We start from the raw sequence: 24,082 nt of genomic DNA, 5'->3' as shown, positions 1-24,082 counted from the left end.
GCGTGCGGTTCAGGCGGCGCCGAGTTCGTCGTCGATGAACCGCAACAGCTCGTCGGCGGAGGCGGTCTTCAGCACCAGGCCCACGTCCGGTCCGTCGGGTTCGGCGTCCACGTCGGACCTGCCACGCCAATTCGACATCACCGCGTGCAACCGTTCGGTAATCCGTGCCTTGACCGCGTCCTCCAGGCCCGCCGCGCCGGCCTGGGCGAACGAGCGTTCCAGCCGGTCCAGCTCGGCCAACAGCCCCGCGGCCGGGTCCACCTCGGCCGGGGCCAGCCCGGCCAGCAGGTGGTCGGTGAGCGCCGCGGCGGTCGGATGGTCGAACACCATGGTGGCGGAGAGCTTCAGGCCGGTGGCCGCCTTCAGCCGGTTGCGGAACTCGACCGCGGTCAGCGAGTCGAAGCCCAGCTCGGTGAACGGCCGGTCGGGGTCCACCGCGCCCGCCCCCGCGTGCCCGAGCACGGCGGCGGCCTGTGCCTTGACGAACTCCAGTGCGGTGTGCCGCCGCTGCGGGCCGCTCTGGCTCGCCAGGAGGTCCCGCAGGGCGCCGGGCGACTGCGTCGACTGCTCCACCAACCGTCGGGACGGGCCCCGCACCAGGCCGCGCAGCAGCGCGGGCAGCACGCCCGCCCGGCCCAGCTCGCGCAGCGCCGCCGGGTCCACCGGCATCGGCACCAGCAGCGGCTCGTCGAGCAGCTCCGCCGCGTCGTACAGCGCCATGCCCTGCTCCACCGACAGCTCCAGCAGGCCGACGCGGGCCATCCGGGCGCGGTCGTTGGCGTCGAGGTGCGCGGTCATCCCGCTCGCCTCGCTCCACAGGCCCCAGGCGAGGGAACGGGCGGGCAGCCCGGCCGCCCGGCGCCGCGCCACGAGCGCGTCCAGGAAGGTGTTCGCCGCCGCGTAGTTGCCCTGCCCCGGGCCGCCCATCGTGCCGGCCGCCGCGGAGAACACGACGAACTCGGCCAGCTCGCCGTCCCGGGTCAGCTCGTGCAGGTTGACCGCCGCGTCGACCTTGGGACGCAGCACCGCGTCGACCTGCTCCGGGGTCAGCGCGGCAACCAGGCCGTCGTCGAGGACGCCCGCCGTGTGCACCACGGCGGTCAGCGGGTGCGCGGCGGGCACCCGGGCCAGGGTCTCGGCCAGCGCCGCGCGGTCCGCCGCGTCGCACGCCGCGACGGTGACCCGCGCGCCGTACGAGGTCAGCTCGGCCACCAGCTCGGCGGCGCCCGGCGCGTCCGGGCCACGGCGGCTGGTCAGCAGGAGGTGCCGCACCCCCCGCCGGGTCACCAGGTGCCGCGCCAGCAGACCGCCGAGGGTGCCGGTGCCACCCGTGACGAGCACCGTGCCGTCGGGGTCCCGCCGGGGCGGCGCGGTGAGCACGAGCTTGCCGACGTGCCGGGCCTTGGACATGAACCGGAACGCCTCCGGGGCGCGACGGATGTCGTACGGCCGCACCGGCAGCGGCGTGAGGTCGCCCGTGCCGAACAGGGCGACCACGTCGCGCAGGATCGCGCCGACCCGGTCCGGGTCGATGGCGAGCAGGTCGAACGCCTGGTAGGCGACGCCCGGGTGGTCGGCGGCGACGCGGTCCGGGTCCCGCACGTCGGTCTTGCCCATCTCGATGAACCGACCGCCCGCGCCGAGCAGGCGCAGCGACGCGTCGACGAACTCCTTCGCCAGCGAGTCGATCACCACGTCGATGCCGGCCGCGCCGAAGCGCTCCTCGAACTCCAGCGTGCGGGAGCTGCCGATGTGCGTGTCCGGCAGCCCCATCCCGCGCAGCGCGTCCCACTTGCCGGTGCTGGCGGTGCCGTACACCTCCGCGCCGAGGTGCCGGGCGAGCCGGACCGCCGCCATGCCGACGCCACCGGCGGCGGCGTGCACCAGCACCCGCTCCCCCGGCTTCACCTGCGCCAGGTCGACGAGCGCGTAGTAGGCGGTGCAGAACGCGATCGGCGTCGACGCCGCCGTGGCGAACGACCAGCCCGACGGCACCGGCACGACCATCCGCGCGTCGGTGACCACCTCGGTGCCGAAGGCGCCGTAGAAGAGGCCCATGACCCGGTCGCCGACCGCGACGCCGGTCACGTCCGGCGCGGCCTCGACAACGACGCCCGCCCCCTCGCCGCCCATCACGCCGCCGCCGGGGTACATGTCGAGGGCGATCAGCACGTCCCGGAAGTTCAGGCCGGCGGCCCGCATCGCGATGCGCACCTGGCCCGGACCCAGCGGGCGCGGCTCCTCCGTGTCGGGCAGCAGCGCGAGGTTGTCCAGCGTGCCGCGTTCGGTGACGTCCAGCCGCCAGCGCTCGGCCGGCGGCGCCGCCAGCGCGGGGCCGCCCGCGGCGCGGGCGAGCCGCGGGGCCAGCAGGACGCCGTCGCGGACGGCGAGCTGCGGCTCGTCCGCCGCGACCGCCGCCGCGAGCGCCCGGTGCGGCTCCCGGTCGTCGACGTCGAGCAGGACGAAGCGGTCCGGGTGCTCGCTCTGGGCCGACCGGAGCAGGCCCCACACCGGCGAGCTGGCCAGGTCGGGGGCCGCCTCCCGCACGCTCACCGCGTCCCGGGTGACGACGACCAGCCGGGCGTCGGCGAACCGCTCGTCGGCGAGCCACTCGCGCAGCACCGCGAGGGTGTCGTGCACGACCCGGTGGGCCGCCCCGGCGGGGTCGTCGGTCGCGCCGGCCGCGCAGGGCAGCACGACCAGGGCCGGCGTCGGCGCGCCGTCGGCCACCCGGGCCCGCAGCGTCGCCAGGTCCGGGTAGGCGTCGGTGACGAGGCCGGCGTCCTGCGGCAGGGTGCACCCGCCGAGGGCCGCCCAGCGGGCGTCCGGCGCGGCCGCCGGCGCGGCGACCGGGGCCCACTCCAGACGGAACAGGGCGTCGTGGTGCGTGCTCGGCTGCGCGGGGGCGGTGGCCTCCCGCAGCACCAGCGACTCGACCTCGGCGACCACGGTGTTGCTCTGGTCGGCGACGGTCACCGCGACGGTGTTCCGGCCGCGCGGACGCAGCCGGACGCGCAACTCCGTCGCGCCGACGGCGTGCACGGTCACGCCGCTCCACTCGAACGGCAGCAGCGCCTCGGTGCCGCTGGTGACGAGCGCGAGCGGGTGCAGGGCGGCGTCGAGCAGCGCCGGGTGCAGGCCGTACCCGGCCGCCGTCCGGGCGGCCTCCGCCGGCAGGGCCACCTCGGCGAAGATCTCCTCGCCCTGCCGCCACACCCGGCGTACGCCCTGGAACGTCGGGCCGTACGTGAGACCGGCCGCGGCCAGGGTGGCGTACAGCTCGTCGGACGCGACGGGCTCGGCCGCCGGCGGCCACGCGGTGTCGAAGCCGCCCGCCGCCTCCCCGGGGGCGAGCAGGCCCACGCCGTTGCGCACCCACGGCGCCGCGTCGGTGGCCACCCCGTCCGGCCGGGAGTGGACGGTCAGCTGCCGCTGCCCGTTCCCGTCGGGCGCGCCGACGCGCATCTGCACCTGGACCCCGCCCTTGTCGGGCAGGACCAGGGGCGCGGTCAGGGTCAGCTCCTCGACCCGGCCGCAGCCCACCTCGTCGCCCGCGCGGACCGCGAGGTCCACGAGCGCGGTGCCGGGCACGAACACCTGCCCGCCGACCCGGTGGTCGGCCAGCCACGGGTGGGCGGCCACCGAGATGCGGCCCGTGCACAGCAGGCCGTCGGTGTCGGCCAGCGCGACCGCCGCGCCGAGCAGCGGGTGCTCGGTGGCGGCGAGCCCCAGCCCGGCCGCGTCGGCGGTGGCCGGCGCGACGGCCGGCCAGTACCGCTCGTGCTGGAACGGGTAGCCGGGCAGCCGGACCCGCCGCGCGCCCTCGTACCCCCACGTCGGGTGGACGCCGTGCACGTGCGCCTCGCCCAGGGAGAGCAGGAAGCGCGCCAGGCCCCCCTCGTCGCGGCGCAGCGAGCCGACCACGGTGGCGGCGGCCTCCGCGTCGTCGATGACGTCCTGCACGCCGATGGTCAGCACCGGGTGCGGGCTGACCTCGACGATCGTGGTGACGCCCGCGTCGAGCAGGGCCCGGATGGCGGGCTCGTACCACACGGTCTGGCGCAGGTTGCGGTACCAGTACTCGGCGTCCATCGCGACGTCGTCCAGCCAGCGGTCGTCCACCGTCGAGTAGAGCGGCACCTCGGGCCGGCGGGGCTCCAGCCCGGCCAGCACGTCGCGCAGCTCCTCGTGCAGCTCCTCCACGTACGCCGAGTGCGACGCGTAGTCCACGTCGATGCGCTTGGCGCGCACGCCGTCACGCTGGCACTCGGCCAGCAGCTCGTCGAGGGCGTCCAACTCGCCGGCCGCCACCGTCGAGCGCGGCCCGTTGACGGTCGCCACGGTCACCCGGCCGGCGAAGCGCTCCAGCCGCTCCCGCACCTCGGCCACCGGCAGCGGCACGGAGACCATGCCGCCCTTGCCGGACAGGCGCAGCAGCGCCCGGCTGCGCAGGGCGACGACCCTGGCCGCGTCCGCCACGGAGAGCGCGCCCGCCACGCAGGCGGCGGCGATCTCGCCCTGGGAGTGCCCCACCACGGCGGCGGGCTCGACGCCGTGGGAGCGCCACAGCGCCGCGAGCGACACCATGACGGCGAACAGGACGGGCTGGACGACGTCCACCCGGTCCAGCTCCTCGCCCTGCCGCAGGACGGCCTCCAGGGACCAGTCGACGTGCGGCGCCAGCGCGGCCTCGCACTCGGCCATCCGCGCGGCGAACACCGGGGAGGCGTCGAGCAGCTCCACGGCCATGCCGATCCACTGCGAGCCCTGCCCGGGGAAGGAGAAGGCCACCTTCCCCGGCGTGCCGGCGGCGACCCCGGTGGCCAGGTTCGGCGCGGGCTCCCCCGCCGCGAGCGCGGCGAGGCCGGCGCGCAGCTCGTCGGGCCCGCCCACCACGACCGCGCGGCGCGGGTGGGTGGCCCGCAGGGAGAGCGAGTACGCCAGGTCGCGGGGCGCCACCCCGGCCAGGAGCGGCTCGATGTCGGCGGCCTGCCGGCGCAGCGCGCCGTCCGAGCGGGCGGAGAGCACGAGCGCGACCGGCCCGTCGTCGTACGACCGCTCGACCTCGGGTGCCTCCGGGGCCTCCTCGATGACGAGGTGGGCGTTGGTGCCGCTGAACCCGAACGACGAGACGCCGCCGCGACGCGGGTGGCCGTTGCGCCCCCACGGCTGCGGTTCGGCCAGCAGCCGCACCCCGCCCGACCAGTCGACGTGCGCCGTCGGCTCGTCGACGTGCAGGGTCCGGGGCAGTTCGCCGTGCCGCAGCGCGAGCACCATCTTGATCACCCCGGCGACGCCGGCGGCGGCCTGGGTGTGCCCGATGTTCGACTTCACCGAGCCCAGCCAGAGCGGCCGGTCCCCGGCGCGGTCCCGGCCGTAGGTGGCGAAGAGCGCGTCGACCTCGATGGGGTCGCCCAGCGTCGTGCCGGTGCCGTGCGCCTCCACCACGTCCACGTCGGCGGTGGAGAGTCCGGCGTCGGCGAGCGCCTGCCGGATGACCCGCTGCTGCGCCGGCCCGTTGGGCGCGGTCAGCCCGTTGGACGCGCCGTCCTGGTTGACGGCGGTCCCGCGTACCACGGCGAGCACCTCGTGGCCGGCGGCGAGCGCGTCGGAGAGCCGCTCCAGCACGACCACGCCGATGCCCTCGCCCCAGTTGGTGCCGTCCGCGCCGGCCGCGAACGCCTTGCAGCGCCCGTCCGGGGCGAGCCCGCGCATCCGGCTGAACTCCAGGAACGCGCCCGGCGTCGACATGGCGGTCACGCCGCCCGCGACCGCCATCGCGCACTCGCCCGAGCGCAGCGCCCGCACCGCCAGGTGCATCGCCACCAGCGACGACGAGCAGGCGGTGTCCACCGTCACGGCCGGGCCCTCCAGCCCCAGCACGTACGAGAGGCGACCGGACATGATGCTCGCGGCGTTGCCGGTGGCCATGAAGCCTTCCGCGCTCGCCCCGGCCGCGCCGGTGATCCGGGCGTAGTCGATGTTGTTGGCGCCGACGTACACCCCGGTCGCGCTGCCGCGCAGCGTGGTCGGGTCGATGCCGGCGTCCTCGAAGGCCGCCCAGGACGCCTCCAGCACCAGCCGCTGCTGCGGGTCCATGGCCTCCGCCTCGCGGGGGCTGATGCCGAAGAAGGCCGCGTCGAAGCCCGGCAGGTCGGCGAGGAAGCCGCCCTCGCGGACGTAGCTGGTCCCGGAGTGCTCCGGGTCGGGGTGGAACAGGCCGTCGAGGTCCCAGCCGCGGTCGGTGGGGAACGGGCCGATGCCGTCGCGACCCTCGCGCAGCAGCGTCCACAGCTCCTCCGGCGAGCTGACGCCACCGGGGAAGCGGCAGCTCATCCCGACGATGGCGATCGGCTCGTCGGCGGCGACGGTGCCGACGACCACCTCGGTGCGACCGGTCTCCAACAGGTGCTCGGCCAGCGCGACCGGGGTCGGGTAGTCGAAGGCGACGGCCGCGGAGAGCCGTACGCCGGTGGCCTCGACCATCCGGTTGCGGAACTCCACGGCGGTGACCGAGTCGAAGCCCAGTTCCTTGAACGCGGAGGCCGGTTCGACCGCCTCCGGGCCCGCGTAGCCGAGAGTGAGCGCGACCTGGGTGCGGACCAGCCCGACGACGTGGTCGAGGCGCTCCGCCTCCGGCAGGTCGGCGAGGCGGCGGGCGAAGTCCGACGAGGTGGACGTGTCGGTCGGCGCCTCGTCGGCGACCGCCTCGGGGATGGCGTCGAACAGCCGGCTCGGCCGCAGCGCGGTGAACGACGGCACGAAGGTGGCCCAGTCCACGTCGGCGAGCAGCACGTCCGTGTCGCCGGCCGCCAGTGCGGTACGCATGGCCGCGACGGCCCGCTCCGGCGCCATCGGCGCCAGGCCCCGCTTGCGCAGCGAGGCCGAGATCTCGTCGTCCACCAGCGTGCTCTCGGCCCACGGGCCCCAGGCGAGGGCGGTGGCCGGCTGTCCCCGGCCGCGTCGCGCCTCGGCGAGGGCGCACAGGTGGGCGTTGCCGGCGGCGTAGGCGGCCTGGCCGCCGCTGCCCCAGACGCCGGCCACGGAGGAGAAGAGCACGAACTCGTCGAGGTCCCGCTCGGCGAAGATCGCGTCGAGGTTGGCGGCGCCGGCGACCTTCGCGGAGACGACATCGGTGAACTCGGCGAGGTCCATGTCCACGATGCCGGTGAGCTGGGCCAGCCCCGCCACGTGCACCACGGCGCGCACGTCGGGGTAGCGGTCGACGACCGCCGCCAGGGCGGCCCGGTCGGCCACGTCGCAGGCCACGACGTCGACCTGGGCGCCCAGCCCGCGCAGCTCGTCGAGGGTCTCGGCGGGGGCGGTGCCGCGCCGGCTCAGCAGGACGAGCCGCTCGGCGCCGTGCCGCGCGTACAGCCGGGCGGCCTCGATGCCGAGGGTGCCGGTGCCGCCGGTGACCAGGACGGTGCCGGACGCGCCGCGCCAGCGCGGGTTGCCGGTGACCGGCGCGCGGTGCAGCCGGCGGACGAACACCCCGTCCGGGCGCACCGCGACCTGGTCCTCGCCGATGCCGGCGAGCACGCCGGCCAGCGCGGCGGCGCAGCGCCCGTCCAGCTCTGCGGGCAGGTCGACCAGGCCGCCCCAGGTGTCGGGCAGTTCCAGCGCGGCGACCCGGCCGAGGCCCCACACCTGCGACTGCGCCACGCCGGTCACCGGGTCGGCCGGGGAGGTGGCGACGGCCCCACGGGTGAGGCACCACAGCGCGACGCCCCGCCCGGCGAGCGTACGGATCAGGTCGAGCGTGGCCGCGGCGCCCGCCGGGACGCCGGGGTGCCCGGGCAGGAACGCCTCGTCGAGCGCGAGGAGGGAGACCACACCGGCGAGTTCCCCGTCGAGGTGGTCCGCGACGGCGGCCGGGTCGGTGGTGACGACGGTGGCGCCGTGTGCGGCGAGCGCGTCGGCGACCGCGCCACCCGGGTCGCCCGTCACGGCCGGCTCGGGAACCACCAGCAGCCAGGTGCCGGTCAGCGCCGTCGGCGTGCCGCCGGGGCGGCGTTCCCACCGTGCCTGGTAACGCCAGCCGTCCAGCGCGGACCGCTCCTGCCGGCCCCGGCGCCACGCCGAGAGCGCGGGCAGCACCGACGCCAGGGGGGCCTGCGGGTCCACGTCGAGCGTGGTGACCACCGTGTCGAGGTCACCGCTGTCCACCGCCGCCCACAGGCCGTCGTCGTCGCCGGCCTCGCCCGCGACGGCCGGCCCGAAGCTGTCCTGCCAGAAGCGCTCGTGCTGGAAGGCGTACGTCGGCAGGTCGACCCAGGACCGTCCGGAGCGGTGGTAGAACGCCTCCGGGTCGATCGTGACGCCCCGGGTCTCCAGCCGCGCCAGCGCCTCCACCAGGGCACGCGGCTCGTCGCGGTCCCGGCGCAGCACCGGCGTGGCCAGCACGTCGCCGTCCAGGCAGTCCGCCGCCATGGTGGCGAGCACCGAGTCCGGGCCCAGTTCGAGGAACGTCGTGACGCCGGTCGCGGCGGCGGCGCGTACCGCGTCCGCGAAGCGCACGGTCGCGCGGACCTGCCCGACCCAGTACTCCGGCGTCGCCAGTTCGTCGCCCGCCGGCGCGCCGGTGACCGTGGAGACCAGCGGGATCGTCGGCGGCGCGTACGGGATCGTCTCGGCCACCGCCCGGAACTCCGCGAGCATCGGGTCCATCAGGGGCGAGTGGAAGGCGTGCGACACGGTCAGCCGCCGGGTGCGGCGGTCGGCGAACCGCGCGGCCACCGCGGCCACCGCCTCCTCGGTGCCGGAGACGACCACCGAGTCCGGGCCGTTGACGGCGGCGATGTCGGCGTCCGGGCCGAGCAGCGGCGCGACCTCGTCCTCGGTGGCCTGCACGGCGAGCATCGCCCCGCCCGCCGGCAGCGCCTGCATCAGCCGGCCCCGCGCCGCGACCAGGCGGGCCGCGTCGGCGAGCGGGAACACCCCCGCGACGTGCGCGGCGGCCAGTTCACCGATCGAGTGCCCGGCCAGGACCGAGGGGGTGACGCCCCAGGACCGGACGAGCCGGTACAGGGCCACCTCGACGGCGAACAGGGCGGGCTGGGTCCAGCCGGTCCGGTGCAGGTCCTCGGTGTCGAGCACCTCGCGCAGCGGCCGGTCCAGGTGCGGGTCCAGGGCGGCGCACACCTCGTCGAACGCCGCCGCGTACTCCGGGTACGCCGCGTACAGGCCGCGGCCCATGCCGAGGCGCTGCGCGCCCTGCCCGGAGAAGAGCATCGCGACCGGGCCGTCCGTCGCCCGGCCCCGGACCAGGTTGGCGGCCTGCTCGTCGCGGGCCAGCGCGGCCAGGCCGGCGGCCAGTTCCTCGGCGGTGCCGCCGAGCACCGCGGCCCGGTGCGCGAAGCGGGACCGGGTGGTGGCCAGGGCGTAGCCCAGCTCGGCCGGCTCCACCTGCGACACCACGGCGGAGAGCCGCCGCGCCTGGTCCCGCAGCGCGTTGGCGTCGCGGGCGGTGAGCAGCAGCGACGTCACCGGCGCGGCGGCCGGCTCGGGCGCGGCGGCGGCCGGCGCCTGCTCCACGATCACGTGCGCGTTGGTGCCGCTGAACCCGAACGACGAGACGGCGGCCCGGCGCGGCTGCCCGGTACGCGGCCACGGCGTGGCGGCGGTCAGCAGCCGGACGTTCCCGGCCGTCCAGTCCACCTGGTCCGACGGCTGCTCGGCGTGCAGCGTCGCGGGCAGGACGCCGCGCCGGATCGCCTCCACCATCTTGATGACCCCGGCGACCCCGGCCGCGGCCTGGGTGTGGCCGATGTTCGACTTCACCGAGCCGAGCCAGAGCGGGTCCTCCCGGTCCTGGCCGTACGTGGCGAGCAGCGCCTGCGCCTCGATCGGGTCGCCCAGGGTCGTGCCGGTGCCGTGCCCCTCGACCACGTCGACCTGGCGCGTCGACAGGCCCGCGTCGACCAGCGCGGCCTCGATGACCCGCTGCTGCGACGGCCCGTTCGGCGCGGTCAGCCCGTTCGACGCGCCGTCCTGGTTGACCGCGGAGCCCCGCACGACCGCCAGGACGCGGTGACCGTGCTCGAGCGCGTCCGACAGCCGCTCCACGAGCAGCACGCCGACGCCCTCGGCGAACCCGGTGCCGTCGGCGTCCGCCGAGTACGAGCGGCACCGCCCGTCCGGTGACAGGCCGCGCTGGCGGGAGAACTCGACGAAGGTCAGCGGCGTCGCCATGACCGAGACGCCGCCGACGAGCGCGAGCGTGCAGTCGCCCCGACGCAGCGCCTGGATCGCCAGGTGCAGCGCCACGAGCGACGACGAGCAGGCGGTGTCGACGGTGACCGCCGGCCCCTCCAGCCCCAGCGTGTAGGCGACCCGGCCGGAGACCACGCTGCCGGAGCTGTTGCTGCCCAGGTAGTCGTGGTACATCAGGCCGGTGAACACGCCGGTCGGGCTGCCGGCGAGCGAGGTGGGGTCGATGCCGGCGCGTTCCAGGGTCTCCCACGCGACCTCCAGCAGCAGCCGCTGCTGGGGGTCCAGCCCGACCGCCTCGCGGGGGCTGATGCCGAAGAACGTCGGGTCGAAGTCCGCCGCGTCGTACAGGAAACCGCCGCGCGAGGTGTAGGAGGTGCCCTCCCGCAGCGACTGGGGGTCGTACAGCGACTCCAGGTCCCAGCCGCGGTCGGTCGGGAACGCGCCGGTGGCGTCGGTCCCGGACTCCACCAGCCGCCACAGGTCCTCGGGACTCGCCACGCCTCCGGGGTAGCGGCAGGCCATGCCGACGATCGCGACCGGCTCGTGCGCGGACGCCTCCACCTCGTGCAGGCGCTGCCGGGTCTTCTGCAGGTCGACCGTGACCCGCTTCAGGTAGTCCCGGAGCTTGTCCTCGTTGGCCACTAGGGTCGCCCTCCTCGCACTGTCATGAGATCCCGAGTTCGCTGTCGATGAGAGCGAAGACCTCGTCGTCGGTCGCGGATTCGATGTCGTTGCCGGTGGACGCGGGCTCGCCGCCCAGCTTCGTGAGCACGTCGCGCAGCCGCAGCGACAGCCGCGTACGGGACTGCTCGTCGACGTCCGACAGGACCGCCTCGAGGCGGTCGAGTTCGGCGAACGCGGCCAGCACCGCGTTGGTGTCGCCCGCCTCGCCGGAGAGTTCGGCCCGCAGGAACGCGGCGAGGGCCTTCGACGTCGGGTGGTCGAACACCAGCGTCGCGGGCAGCCGCAGCCCGGTCGCCGTGTTCACCCGGTTGCGCAGCTCGACCGCGGTGAGCGAGTCGAAGCCGAGCTCGTTGAACGGCCGGTCGGCGGCGACCGCGCCCGGGTCCGGGTAGGCCAGCACCCCCGCCACCTGGGTACGCACCAGGTCGAGCAGGACGGCCTCGACCTCCTCGGCGTCCCGGCCCACGAGCCGCTGCCGCAGGGCGTCGGCCGCTCCCGCGTCGGCGTCGGCCGCCCGTCTGGCGGGCACCCGGACCAGGCCGCGCAGCACCGGCGGCACCATGCCCGCGACGGCGCGTTCCCGCAGGGCCCGGTGGTCGAGCTTGATGGGCGCCACCATGCCCCCGGTGTGCAGCGCCGCGTCGAACAGGGCCAACGCCTCCTCGACGGCGAGCGCGCCGACGCCGGAGCGCGACATGCGCCGCAGGTCGGCCTCGGTCAGCTGCTCCGCCATGCCCGCCTGCTCCCAGCGGCCCCAGGCCAGCGACACGGCCGGCAGGCCGTTCGCCCGCCGGTGCTGGGCGAGCGCGTCCAGGTAGGCGTTGCCGGCGGCGTAGTTGCCCTGGCCCGGTCCGCCGAGCACCCCGGAGGCCGACGAGAACAGCACGAACGCGGTCAGGTCCCGGGTCAGCTCGTGCAGGTTCGTAGCGGCGTCGACCTTGGGCCGCAGCACCGGGTCGATCCGGTCCGGGGTGAGCGAGGTGATGACGGCGTCGTCGACGACGCCGGCCGTGTGCACCACCCCGCGCACCGGGTGCGCGGCGAGCAGCGCGGCGAGCGCGTGCCGGTCGGCGACGTCGCACGCGGCGACGGTGACCTCGGCCCCCAGGGCGACGAGGTCGTCGCGCAGCTCGGCCGCGCCCTCGGCGGCGGGGCCGGTGCGGCTGACCAGCACCAGCTCGCGGACCCCGTGGCGGGTGACCAGGTGCCGGGCGACGAGCCCACCGAGCGCGCCGGTGGCGCCGGTGACCAGGACGGTCCCCTCGAAGGCGGTCGCGGCGGCCTCGTCGGTGGCGCCGGCCCGCGCCAGGCGGGGCACCAGCACCTCGGCGCCGCGGACGGCGAGCTGCGGCTCGTCGGAACCGAGCGCGGCCGACAGGCCGGTCCCGGTGCCCCGGTCGTCGACGTCGACCAGGACGAACCGGTCGCCGTGTTCGGACTGGGCGGAGCGCACCAGGCCCCAGGCCGCAGCCCCGGCGAGGTCGGTGACGTCGGCGTCGGGACGGGTGGCCACCGCGCCACCGGTCAGCACGGCGAGGCGGGCGGCGGCGAACCGCTCGTCGGCCAGCCACTGCTGCGCCAGGGCGAGGACCTGGTGGGTGGCCGCGCGGGCCCGCACGTCCTCCGCGACGCCCCGGTCCGGGGCGCACCGCGCCACCACCACGTCGGGCACCGCGGCGCCGGCGTCGACGGCGGCGGCGAGGGCCGCCAGGTCCGGGTACGCGGTCGCGTCGAGGCCGTCGATCCGCTCCCCGAGCACCGCGACGGTACGCGGCCGGGGCGAGGCGGTCAGCGGCGTCCAGTCCAGGCGCAGCAGCGACTCGTGCCGGTCGCGGCGCAGCGCCGCCAGCTGTTCGGGCGACACCGGCCGTACCGCCAGCGCCTCGACCGAGGCCACCGGGGCGCCGGTCGCGTCGGCCAGGGTGATGGCCGCCGTGCCGTCGCCGGGCACGATCCGGGCCCGCAACCGGTTGGCGCCCGCCGTGTGCACGGTGAATCCGCGCCACGAGAACGGCAGCACCGGGTCGCCGTCGCCGGTCGACGCCACCGCGTGCAGGACGGCGTCCAGCAGCGCCGGGTGCAGGCCGAAGCGGCCGGCGTCGTCGTGGGCCTGCTCGGGCAGGGTGATCTCCGCGAACACCTCGTCGCCGCGCCGCCACGCCGCGGTCAGGCCCTGGAAGACCGGGCCGTAGCGCAGGCCGCGCGCGAACAGGTCGTCGTACGCCGTGGAGACGTCGACCGGCTCCGCGTCCGGCGGCCAGGCCCGCAGGTCGGCGCCGGCGGCCCCGGCCGGGGTCAGCCGGCCCACCGCGTGGGTGGTCCACCCGTCCCCGTCCCCGTCCTCGGTCCGCGAGTGGACGCTGACCTCCCGGCCGCCGTCCGGCGCCGGTTCGCCCACCGTCACGCGCACCTGCACGCCGCCGGAGTCCGGCAGCACCAGCGGCGCCTCCAACGTCAGTTCCTCGACGCGCGGGCAGCCGACCTCACGACCGGTGTGGGCCGCCAGCTCGACCAGCGCCGCGCCGGGCAGCAGCACCAGGTCCGCCACCGCGTGGTCGGCCAGCCACGGGTGGGTGGTCAGCGCGAGCCGGCCGGTGAACACCGCTCCGCCGTCCGGCAGCTCGACCGCCGCGCCCAGCAGCGGGTGGTTCGCCCGCGTCTGGCCCAGCCCGCTCGCGTCGCCGGCGCCGGCGCCCGCCCGGGGCCAGTACGGCTGGTGCTGGAACACGGACGTGGGCAGCTCCACGGTCCGCCCCGGCACCACCGAGCGCCAGTCGATGGTGGCGCCGCGCACCGCGAGCCGGGCCAACGCGGTGGCCACCGTCTCCGGCTCGGCGCGGCCCTTGCGGCACACCGGGATCCACTCGCCCTCGGCCACGTTCCGCCCGAGCGCGGTCAGCACCGCGTCGGGGCCGATCTCGAGGAAGGTGGTGGCCCCGGACGCGGCCAGCGTGGCGACCGCGTCGGCGAAGCGGACGGGCTCGCGCACCTGCCGCACCCAGTGGTCGGTGTCGAGGATGGTGGGCTCGCCGGTCACCGTCGAGACCAGCGCGACGGCCGGCTCCCGGCAGTCCACCTGGGCCACGACCGCGCGGTACTCGTCGAGCATGGGGTCCATCAGCGGCGAGTGGAACGCGTGCGACACGGTCAGCCGCCGCGCCCGGCGGCCCCTGCCCGACAGTTGTTCGGCCACGGCGAGGGTGGCGGTCTCGTCGCCGGAGAGCACCACCGACTCCGGCCCGTTCACCGCGGCGACGGCGACCGTGGGCGGCAGCAGCGGCGCGACCTCGTCCTCGGTGGCGCGTACGGCCACCATCGCGCCACCGGTCGGCAGCGCCTGCATCAGCCGGCCTCGCGCCGCGACGACCCGCGCCGCGTCGGCGAGCGACCAGACGCCCGCCACGTGCGCCGCCGCCAGCTCACCGATCGAGTGCCCCGCCACGAAGTCCGGCCGCACACCCCACGACTCGAACAACCGGAACAGCGCCACCTCCACCGCGAACAACGCCGGCTGCGCCCACCCGGTCAGGTGCACCTCCTCCGTGCCCAGCACCTCCCGCAACGGCCGCTCCAGGTGCTCGTCCAACCCAGCGCACACCTCGTCGAACGCCGCCGCGAACACCGGGAAGCCCATCAGCTCCCCCGCCATGCCGACCCGCTGCGCCCCCTGACCGGTGAAGAGCACCGCGAGCTTTCCGCCGTCGACCGTGCCGGTCACCACCTGGTCGTCGAGCAGCACCGCGCGGTGCGGGAACCCGGCCCGCCCGGTGGCGAGCGTGTACGCGACGTCGACCGGGCGCAGCGTCGGATCGGCGGCGACGTGGGCGCGCAGCCGCGGGATCTGCTCCCGCAGCCCCTCCTCGGTCCGCGCGGAGAGCAGCCACGGCGTGAACGGCACGTCCGGCTCGTCGGTCGGCGGCGCCGGGTCGGCCTGCTCCAGTACGACGTGGGCGTTGGTGCCGCTGATGCCGAAGGACGACACGGCGGCGCGCACGGGACGGTCGGCGGCGGTGAGCGGCGTGGCGGCCGAGGCGACGCGTACGGCGCCGGCGGACCAGTCCACGTGCGGCGAGGGCTCGTCCACGTGCAGGGTCTGCGGGAGCACGCCGTGGCGCAGCGCCAGCACCACCTTCATGATGCCGGCGACGCCGGCGGCGGCCTGCGTGTGCCCGAGGTTCGACTTGACCGAACCCAGCAGCACCGGCGCGGCCCGCTCCTGCCCGTACGTGGCGAGGACGGCCTGCGCCTCGATCGGGTCGCCCAGGGTGGTGCCGGTGCCGTGCGCCTCGACCACGTCGACGTCGGCCGGGGACAGCCGCGCGTCCGCCAGGGCGGCCCGGATCACCCGCTGCTGCGACGGCCCGTTGGGCGCGGTGAGCCCGTTGGAGGCGCCGTCGGAGTTCACCGCCGAGCCGCGCACCACGGCCAGTACGGGGTGCCCGTGACGCCGGGCGTCGGAGAGCCGCTCGACCACCAGCACGCCGACGCCCTCGGAGAGCGACGTGCCGTCGGCCGCGCCCGCGAACGACTTGCACCGCCCGTCGGGGGCGAGGTTGCGCTGCCGGGAGAACTCCAGGAAGGTGCCCGGCGTCGACATCACCGACACGCCGCCGGCGAGCGCGAGGGAGCACTCCCCGTTGCGCAGCGCGGAGACGGCGAGGTGCAGGGCGACCAGCGACGACGAGCAGGCGGTGTCGACGGTCATCGCCGGGCCCTCCAGCCCGAGCGTGTACGAGATCCGGCCCGAGATCACGCCCCCGGAGTTGCCGGTGGAGAGGAACCCGTCGACGGACTCGGCGGAGCCCCTCAGCACGGTGCCGTAGTCGTTGTACATGACGCCCGCGTACACGCCGGTCCGGCTGCCGCGCAGCGCGGTCGGGTCGATGCCGGCCCGCTCCAGCGCCTCCCACGAGGTCTCCAGCAGCAGCCGCTGCTGCGGGTCCATCGCCAGCGCCTCGCGCGGGGAGATGCCGAAGAAGCCGGGGTCGAAGTGGGCCGCGTCGTGGAGGAAGCCGCCCTGGTCGACGTAGCTGGTGCCCGACGTGTCCGGGTCGGGGTCGAACAGCGCGTCGAGGTTCCATCCCCGGTCGGTGGGGAACGGCCCGATGGCGTCGCCGCCGCCGACCAGCAGCCGCCACAGGTCCTCGGGCGTACGCACGTCGCCGGGGAAGCGGCAGGCCATGCCGACGATGGCGATCGGCTCGTGGTCGTGCCGGGCCGCGTCGACGTCCGCCGTCGCGGTCCGCCCGCCGGCCAGCTGCTCCACCAGGTGCCCGGCCAGCGCCTCGGGCGTCGGATAGTCGAACACCAGGGTCGCCGGCAGCCGCAGCCCGGTCGCCACGCCGAGCTGGTTGCGCAGGTCGAGCGCGGTGAGCGAGTCGAAGCCCAGTTCCTTGAAGGGGCGGCCCGCCGGCAGCCGGTCCGCCCGGGCGTAGCCGAGCACGGACGCGACCCGGGTGAGCACCGCCTCCAGCACGACCTCGGTCCAGCGCTCGGCGGGCACCTCTGCCAGCCGCTGGGCGAGCGAGGAGCCGCCCACCGCCCGGCGGGACGGGGCGCGGACCAGGCCGCGCAGCAGCTCCGGCGGTTCCCGGTCGTCCCGGCCGAACGCGGCGAGGTCCACCGGCACCGGTGCCAGCAGCGCGTCGGCCGTCCGGATCGCGGCGTCGAACAGCGCCAGGCCGTCCTTGCTGGACAGCTCGCTCATGCCGCTGCGCGCCATCCGGCTCAGCTGCGCGCCGCCCACGTCGGCGGTCATCTCGCTGCGCTCGGCCCACAGCCCCCAGGCGAGCGAGTGGGCGGGCAGGCCCGCGGCCCGGCGTCGCGCCGCGAGCGCGTCGAGCAGCGCGTTCGCCGCCGCGTAGGCGCCCTGGCCGGGGCTGCCGAAGATGCCCGCCGCCGAGGAGAACAGCACGAAGGCGGTGACGTCGCCGGCCAGCTCGTGCAGGTGCCAGGCCGCGTCCACCTTGGGGCGCAGCGCCTCGGCGAGCCGCTCCGGCGTGAGCGTGGCGATGGTGGCGTCGGCCATCACGCCCGCGGTGTGCACGACGCCGGTGACCGGGTGCGCCGCGAGCAGGGCCGCGACCTGCTCGCGGTCCGCGACGTCGCACGCCAGCACCGTCACGGTCGCGCCCAGCTCGGTGAGTTCGTCGCGCAGCTCCTCCGCACCGGCGGCGGCGAGGCCGCGGCGGCTGGTCAGCACGAGATCGCGTACGCCGTGCGCGGTGACCAGGTGGCGGGCGACCAGCCCGCCCAGGGTGCCGGTGCCGCCGGTGACGAGCACCCTGCTGTCCGGACCGAACACCGCCGGCCCGGCGACGTCCTGCTCGGGCACCCGGGCCAGGCGGGGCGCGCGCACGACGCCGTCGCGGACGGTGAGCACCGGCTCGCCCGTCGCCAGCGCCGCCGCCACCAGCTCGTCGGCGGTGTCGTCGGCCTCCAGCAGGACGATCCGCCCCGGGTTCTCCGCCTGCGCGGAGCGGACCAGGCCGTGCACCGCCGCGCCGGCGAGGTCGTCCGGGCGGGTCACCACGACGAGCCGGGTCTCGGCCTGCCGGGCATCGGCGAGCCACTGCTGGATCGTGCCCAGCGCGTACGCCGTGAGGTCGGCCACCCCGGAGATGCCGGGCGCGTCGGAGAAGCACGGCAGGAACAGCGTGTCGGCGGCCACGTCGGCCAGCGCCACCGGCGGCGCGTCGAAGACCGCCGTGCCGCCCAGCGTCTGCCACGTACCGCGCTCGCCCCGGGCGGCGGTCAGCGGCACCTGCTCCAGCCGGAACAGCGACTCGACGAAGCCGCTGCGTCCCTTGAGGGCCTGCGGGGCCACCGTGCGTACGGTGAGCGCCGCCACGGTGGCCACCGGGGCGCCCGTGTGGTCCGCGAGGAGCAGCGTCGCGCTGTCCGCTCCCGTCCTGGTGAGCCGGACGCGCAGGCTCGTCGCGCCGGCCCCGTGCAGCGTCACGCCGTTCCACGAGAACGGCAGCTTCGCCGCGCCGTCCCCGACGTCCGCGGCGAGGGCGTGCAGGGCGACGTCGAACAGCGCCGGGTGCAGGCCGAACCCGTCGACGTCGATCCCCTGCGGCAGGGCCACCTCGGCGAACGTCTCGTCGCCCCGCCGCCACGCGGCCCGCAGGCCCTGGAACACCGGGCCGTACTGGAGGCCGAGCCCGGCGAGCCGGTCGTACAGATCACCGACGTCGACGGCCGACGCGTCGGCGGGCGGCCACTCGGTGAGGCGCTCCCCCGCTCCCGTGGCGGCGGAGAGGACACCGGTGGCGTGCCGGGTCCACATGCCGATCTTTGCCTCGGTGTCGGTCTGCCCGTAGAGACCGAGCGCGCGGCGGCCGTGCTCGTCCGGTGCCTCCACGGTGAGCCGCAGGGCCACCCCGCCGTGCGCCGGGACGACGAGCGGGGTGGTGATGACGAGTTCCTCGACCGCCGGGCAGCCGACCTCGTCGCCGGCGCGGACGGCGAGTTCGACCAGCGCCGTGCCGGGCAGCAGGACGGTGTCCAGGACCGCGTGGTCGGCCAGCCACGGGTGCGTCTCCAGGCTGATCCGGCCGGCGAGCACGACGAGGTCCCGCTCCGGGACGGTGAGCGCGGCACCGAGCAGCGGGTGGCCGACGACGTCGATGCCGAGGCCGCGCGCGTCCACGGCGGACGCCGCCGCGAGCTGCCAGTACCGCTGGTGCTGGAAGGCGTACGTCGGCAGCGGGGCCGGGACGCCGCGGGTGTGCCGGGAGAAGTCGACGGCGACCCCGCGGACGTACGCCTCGCCCAGGGAGAGCAGGAAGCGCGACAGGCCGCCCTCGTCGCGCCGCAGCGAGGCGACGAGCGCGGCCGGGGCGTCGGCGCGGTCCAGGATCTCGCGTACCCCCATGCCGAGCACGGGGTGGGGGCTGATCTCCACGAGGACGTCGTGCCCGTCGGCGAGCAGGCGGTCGATCGCCTCCTCGAACCGGACCGTGCCGCGCAGGTTCGCGTACCAGTACCCGGCGTCGAGGGTGGCGGTGTCGACGACCTCGCCGGTGAGCGTGGAGTAAAGCGGCACGTCGGCGCTGCGCGGCCGGACGTCGGCGAGGACGCGCAGCAGCTCGTCCCGGATGGCCTCGACCTGCGCGGAGTGCGAGGCGTAGTCCACCGGGATCATCCGCATCCGCACGCCGTCGGCCTCGCACGCCGCCAGCAGCTCGGCGAGGGCGTCGGGCTCGCCGGAGACGACGGTCGCGGCGGGACCGTTGACCGCCGCGACGGAGATCCGGTCGCCCCACCGGGCGAGGCGCTCCTGCACGTCCGCCCGGGGCGCCGCCACCGAGGCCATGCCGCCGCGTCCGGCCAGCCCGGCGGCGATGGCCCGGCTGCGCAGCGCGACCACGCGGGCGCCGTCGTCGAGGCTGAGCGCGCCGGCGACGACGGCGGCGGCGATCTCGCCCTGCGAGTGCCCCACCACGGCGGCGGGCCGCACGCCGTACGACCGCCACAGCTCCGCGAGCGACACCATCACGGCGAACAGCACGGGTTGCACCACGTCCACCCGGTCGAGCGACGGCGCGCCGGGCACGCCCCGCACGACGTCCAGCAGCGACCAGTCGGTGAACGCGTCGACGGCCCGCGCGCACTCGTCCATCCGGTCCGCGAACACCTCGGCGGTGTCCATCAGCTCGACGGCCATGCCCGCCCACTGCGAGCCCTGGCCGGGGAACATGAAGACGACCCGGGGCTCGTCGCCCAGCGCGGCGCCGGTGGCGACGGTCGGCGCGGGTTCGTCCGCCGCGACGGCGGCCAGGCCGGCCCGCAGCTCGGCGGGGTCCGCGCCGACCACGACCGCCCGGTGCTCGAACCGGGCGCGCGTCGCCAGGGCGGCGGCGACGTCGGCCGGGGCGGCGGGGTGCAGGTCGAGGTGGGCCGCGAGCCGGGCCGCCTGGTCGCGGCGGGCCTCGGGCGTACGGCCGGAGAGCACCCAGGGCACGGGCCCGGTCGCCGCCTCGGCGGGCGGCGCGGTCTCCTGCGCGGGCGGCTCCTCGATGATCACGTGGGCGTTGGTGCCGCTCACGCCGAACGACGAGACGCCGGCGCGGGACGGCTCGGCGCCCCTGGGCCAGGCGACGGCCTCGGTCAGCAGGTCGACCGAGCCCTCGGTCCAGTCGACCTGGTCGCTCGGGGCGTCCACGTGCAGCGTCTTCGGCAGCAGCCGGTGCCGCATGGCGAGCACCATCTTGATGATGCCGCCGACGCCGGCGGCGGCCTGGGTGTGACCGATGTTGGACTTGACCGAGCCGAGCCACAGCGGCCGGTCCCGGTCCTGACCGTAGGTGGCGAGGATGGCCTGGGCCTCGATCGGGTCGCCCAGGGTGGTGCCGGTGCCGTGCGCCTCGACCACGTCGATCTGGTTGGCCGACAGCCGCGCGTTGGCCAGCGCCGCCTGGATGACCCGCTGCTGCGCCGGCCCGTTCGGGGCGGTCAGGCCGTTGGAGGCGCCGTCCTGGTTGACCGCCGTCCCGCGGACGACGGCGAGCACCGGGTGCCCGTTGCGTCGGGCGTCGGAGAGCCGCTCCACGATCAGCATGCCGACGCCCTCGGCGAAGCCGGTGCCGTCGGCGGCGGCGGCGAAGGACTTGCACCGGCCGTCCGGCGACAGCCCGCGCTGCTTGGAGAACGCGACGTAGGTCTCCGGGGTCGCCATCACGGTGACCCCGCCGGCCAGCGCGAGCGAGCACTCGCCGTTGCGCAGGGCCTGCACGGCCAGGTGCAGGGCGACCAGCGACGACGAGCACGCGGTGTCGACGGTGACGGCGGGCCCCTCCAGGCCGAAGGTGTACGCCACCCGGCCGGAGGCGATGGCGCCGGTGGCGTTGTTCTCCGCGTAGTCGTGGTACATCATCCCGGCGAAGACGCCCGTGTCGCTGCCACGCAGCCCGGTCGGGTCGATGCCCGCGTTCTCGAAGGCCTCCCACGAGGTCTCCAGCAGCAGCCGCTGCTGCGGATCCATGGTCAGCGCCTCGCGCGGGCTGATCCCGAAGAACTCCGGGTCGAACTGGGCCGCGTCGTGCAGGAAGCCGCCCTCGCGGGTGTACGACCGCCCCGGCGTGCCGGGCGTGGGGTCGTAGAGTTCGGCGACGTTCCAGCCGCGGTCGGTGGGGAAGCCGGTGATCCCGTCCCCGCCGGCGGCGACGAGGTCCCACAGGTCGTCGGGGGTCCGCACCCCGCCGGGGTAGCGGCAGGCCATGCCCACGATGGCGATCGGCTCGCGCAGCGTCGAGTTCAGCTTGCGGTTCTGCTCCCGCAGCCACTCGTTCTCCTTGAGCGAGGCCCGCAGCGCGGTGACGAGCTTCTCCTCCGAGTTGGCCATGTGGTCAGCTCCCCGCTTCCGTCGTCGCTTCACCGAGGTCGGCGAGCGCCATGCTGATCAGTGCGTCGGCGTCCATGTCGTCGATGGACCCGCTCGGTGCGGCGTCCGGCTCGGCGGCGGCTACCCGTACGCCGCCCAGTTCGAGCAGGCTGTCCATCAGGCCGGCGTCCCGCAGCCGGCTGAGGGGGATGGCGAGCAGGATGCGGCGGACCTCGTCCTCGGGCAGCCCACCGTCGCCGCCCGTGTCGGGGACGAGCCGCTCGTACAGCAGCTCGGCGATCGCGCGGGTGTTGGGGCGGTCGAAGGTCAGGGTGGCGGGCAGCCGCAGGCCGGTCGCGGCGTTGAGCTGGTTGCGCAGTTCCAGCGCGGCGAGCGAGTCGAAGCCCAGCTCGGTGAAGGCGCGGCCGGGGTCGACGGCGTCGGGGTCGCGGTGCCCGAGCACCGTCGCGACGTTCGTGCGGACCAGGTCCAGCAGCAGGTCCGCGCACTCCGGCCCGGACCTGCCGGCAAGGCGCGCGGCGAGGCCGTTTCCGGTGGACGCCGCCCGCCGGGTCCGGGGGCGCACCAGGCCGCGGTAGAGCGGGCCGTCGACCACACCGAGGTCGAGCCCGATGGGTACGAGGACCGGCGCGGCGCGGGTCAGCGCGGCGTCGAAGAGCCGCAGGCCCTCGTCGACCGGCAGGGCGCGTACGCCCGCCTGGGCCAACCGCTGCCGCTCCGCGCCGGTCAGCTCGCCCGCCATCCCGCCGTCCCACATGCCCCACGCCAGGGACTGCCCGGTCAGGCCGGCCGCCCGGCGGCGCACGACCAGCGCGTCCAGGAACGCGTTCGCGGCGGAGTACGCCGCCTGGCCCGCGTTGCCGAAGACGCCCGCCGCCGACGAGAACACCACGAACGCCGACAGCCCCGTCCCGGCCGTCGCCTCGTGCAGGTGCCACGCCGCGTCCACCTTCGGCGCCAGCACCCGGTCCAGGCGCTCCGCCGTCAACGACGCCAGCAGACCGTCGTCCAGCACGCCGGCGACGTGTACGACCGCCGACAGCTCACAATCGGCGACCAGCGCCGCCACCGCGTCCCGGTCGGCCACGTCGCGGGCCGCCCACCGCACCGACGCGCCCGACGAGGTCAGCTCCGCCGCCAGCTCCGCCGCGCCCGGCGCGCTCGCGCCCCGACGGGACACCAGCAGCAGGTCGCGCACCCCGTGCACCGCCACCAGGTGCCGGGCCACCACCGCGCCCAGCGCGCCGGAGGCACCGGAGACCAGCACCGTCCCCGAGCCGAAGTCCGTGTCGACCGGGTCGGCGGTGGTCGCCCGGGCCAGCCGGGCGGCGTGCGGGACGCCGTCGCGGACCACGAGCTGCGGCTCGTCGTCGGCCAGCACCACGTCGCCGTCGACCAGGACGACGCGGTCGGGGTGCTCGGCCTGGACCGAGCGGACGAACCCCCACACGGCGGCGCCCGCGAGGTCGGTGACGTCCTCGCCGGGCAGGGCCACCGCGCCCCGGGTACGCACGACGATGCGCGAGCCGGTGGGTTCGGCCAGCCACGACGTGAGCTCGTCGAGGACGCGGTGCAGCACGGCGCGGACGCCGGCCGGCGTGTCCGTCGGGGCGGGGCCGGGCGGGAACGTGGTCGTGTCGAGCACCCGGACGTCCCCGTCCTGCTCCCCGGCGGCCGGCACGGGGGTCCAGGTCAGCTCGTACAGCGAGTCGTGGTGGCCCGGGCGGGCGTCGAGCGCGCCGACCGGCCGGGTCTCCAGCCTGCCCACCGACACCACGGGGGCGCCCGTGCCGTCGGTCGCGGTGATCGCCCAGCCGGACTCGACCGGCACGATCCGGACCCGCAGGGCGGTGGCGTTCGTGGCGTGCAGCACCACCTGCTGCCACGAGAACGGCAGCACGGCGCTCCCGGTGCCGGCCTGGTCGGCCAGCAGCGGCGCGTGCAGGGCCGCGTCCAGCAGGGCGGGGTGCAGCGCGAACCGCTCGTCCGCCTCGGGGAGGGCGACCTCGGAGAACAGTTCGTCGCCGCGTTCCCACACCGCCGTGACGCCACGGAACGCCCGCCCGTACTCGTAACCCCGGTCGGCGAGCCGGTCGTAGGCGTCGGTCAGGTCGACCGGCCGGGCGTCGGCGGGGGGCCACTCGGTCACGGTGTCCGGCGCGGTGACCGCCTCCGCGGTGACGAGTCCGGTGGCGTGCGCCGTCCAGGTCTCGGTGTGCTCGCCACGCGAGTGGATCTCGACGGTGCGGCGGCCCTGCTCGTCCGGCTCGCCGACGCGCAGCCGCAGCTGCACCGCGCCGTCGGCGGGCAGGACCAGCGGGGCGACCGTGGTCAGCTCCTCCACCACCGGGCAGCCGACCGCGTCCGCGGCGTGCACCGCGAGTTCGACGAGCGCCGCACCCGGGACGAGCACGACGCCGGCGACGACGTGGTCGGCGAGCCACGGGTGGGTGCCGGTCGACAGCCGGCCGGTGTAGACGACGCCGGCGAAGTCGGGCAGCGCGACGGCCGCGCCGAGCAGGGGGTGCTCGGTGTCGGCGAGCCCGAGCCGGCTCGCCGCCCCGGTCGCGGCCGCGTTCTCCACCCAGTACCGCTGGCGTTCGAAGGGGTACGTCGGCAGGTCGGTGGTCCGGGCGCCGGCGAAGAACGTGGGCCAGTCGACGCGGACGCCGTGGGTGTGGAGGGCGGCGACGGCCCTGGTGAGGGTCGTGGTTTCGGGTTGTCCGCGGCGGGTGGTGGCGATGGCGGTGGTGGCGCCGGTGGCGGCGGTGGCGGTGGCGAGGACGGTGTCGGGGCCGATTTCGAGGAAGGTGTCGACGTGGTGGGTGGTGGTGA

Annotated in this window: 2 protein-coding genes and 1 pseudogene; all 3 read right to left on the bottom strand. The window is 76.4% G+C overall.

Going from position 1 to position 24,082, the window contains the following annotated elements:
- Positions 1-9: 9 nt before the first annotated feature.
- Positions 10-10,818, bottom strand: a pseudogene (locus ACFHW0_RS29430) (type I polyketide synthase); the annotation flags it as partial.
- Between the two features lie 61 nt (positions 10,819-10,879).
- Positions 10,880-21,280: an SDR family NAD(P)-dependent oxidoreductase gene (locus tag ACFHW0_RS29425; RefSeq protein WP_416612859.1), complete on the bottom strand. Its 10,401-nt coding sequence runs from the start codon at positions 21,278-21,280 to the stop codon at positions 10,880-10,882.
- Positions 21,252-24,082 (bottom strand): type I polyketide synthase (locus ACFHW0_RS29420; protein WP_416612857.1); only part of this gene is annotated, 2,831 nt, incomplete at its 5' end. The genes ACFHW0_RS29425 and ACFHW0_RS29420, both read right to left, overlap by 29 nt.

It is taken from the genome of Micromonospora sp. LOL_025 (assembly GCF_048060285.1).
Classification (GTDB): Bacteria; Actinomycetota; Actinomycetes; order Mycobacteriales; family Micromonosporaceae; genus Micromonospora.
Note: the sequence above shows the minus strand (reverse complement) of the source record. Positions and strands in the feature narration are given on the sequence as shown.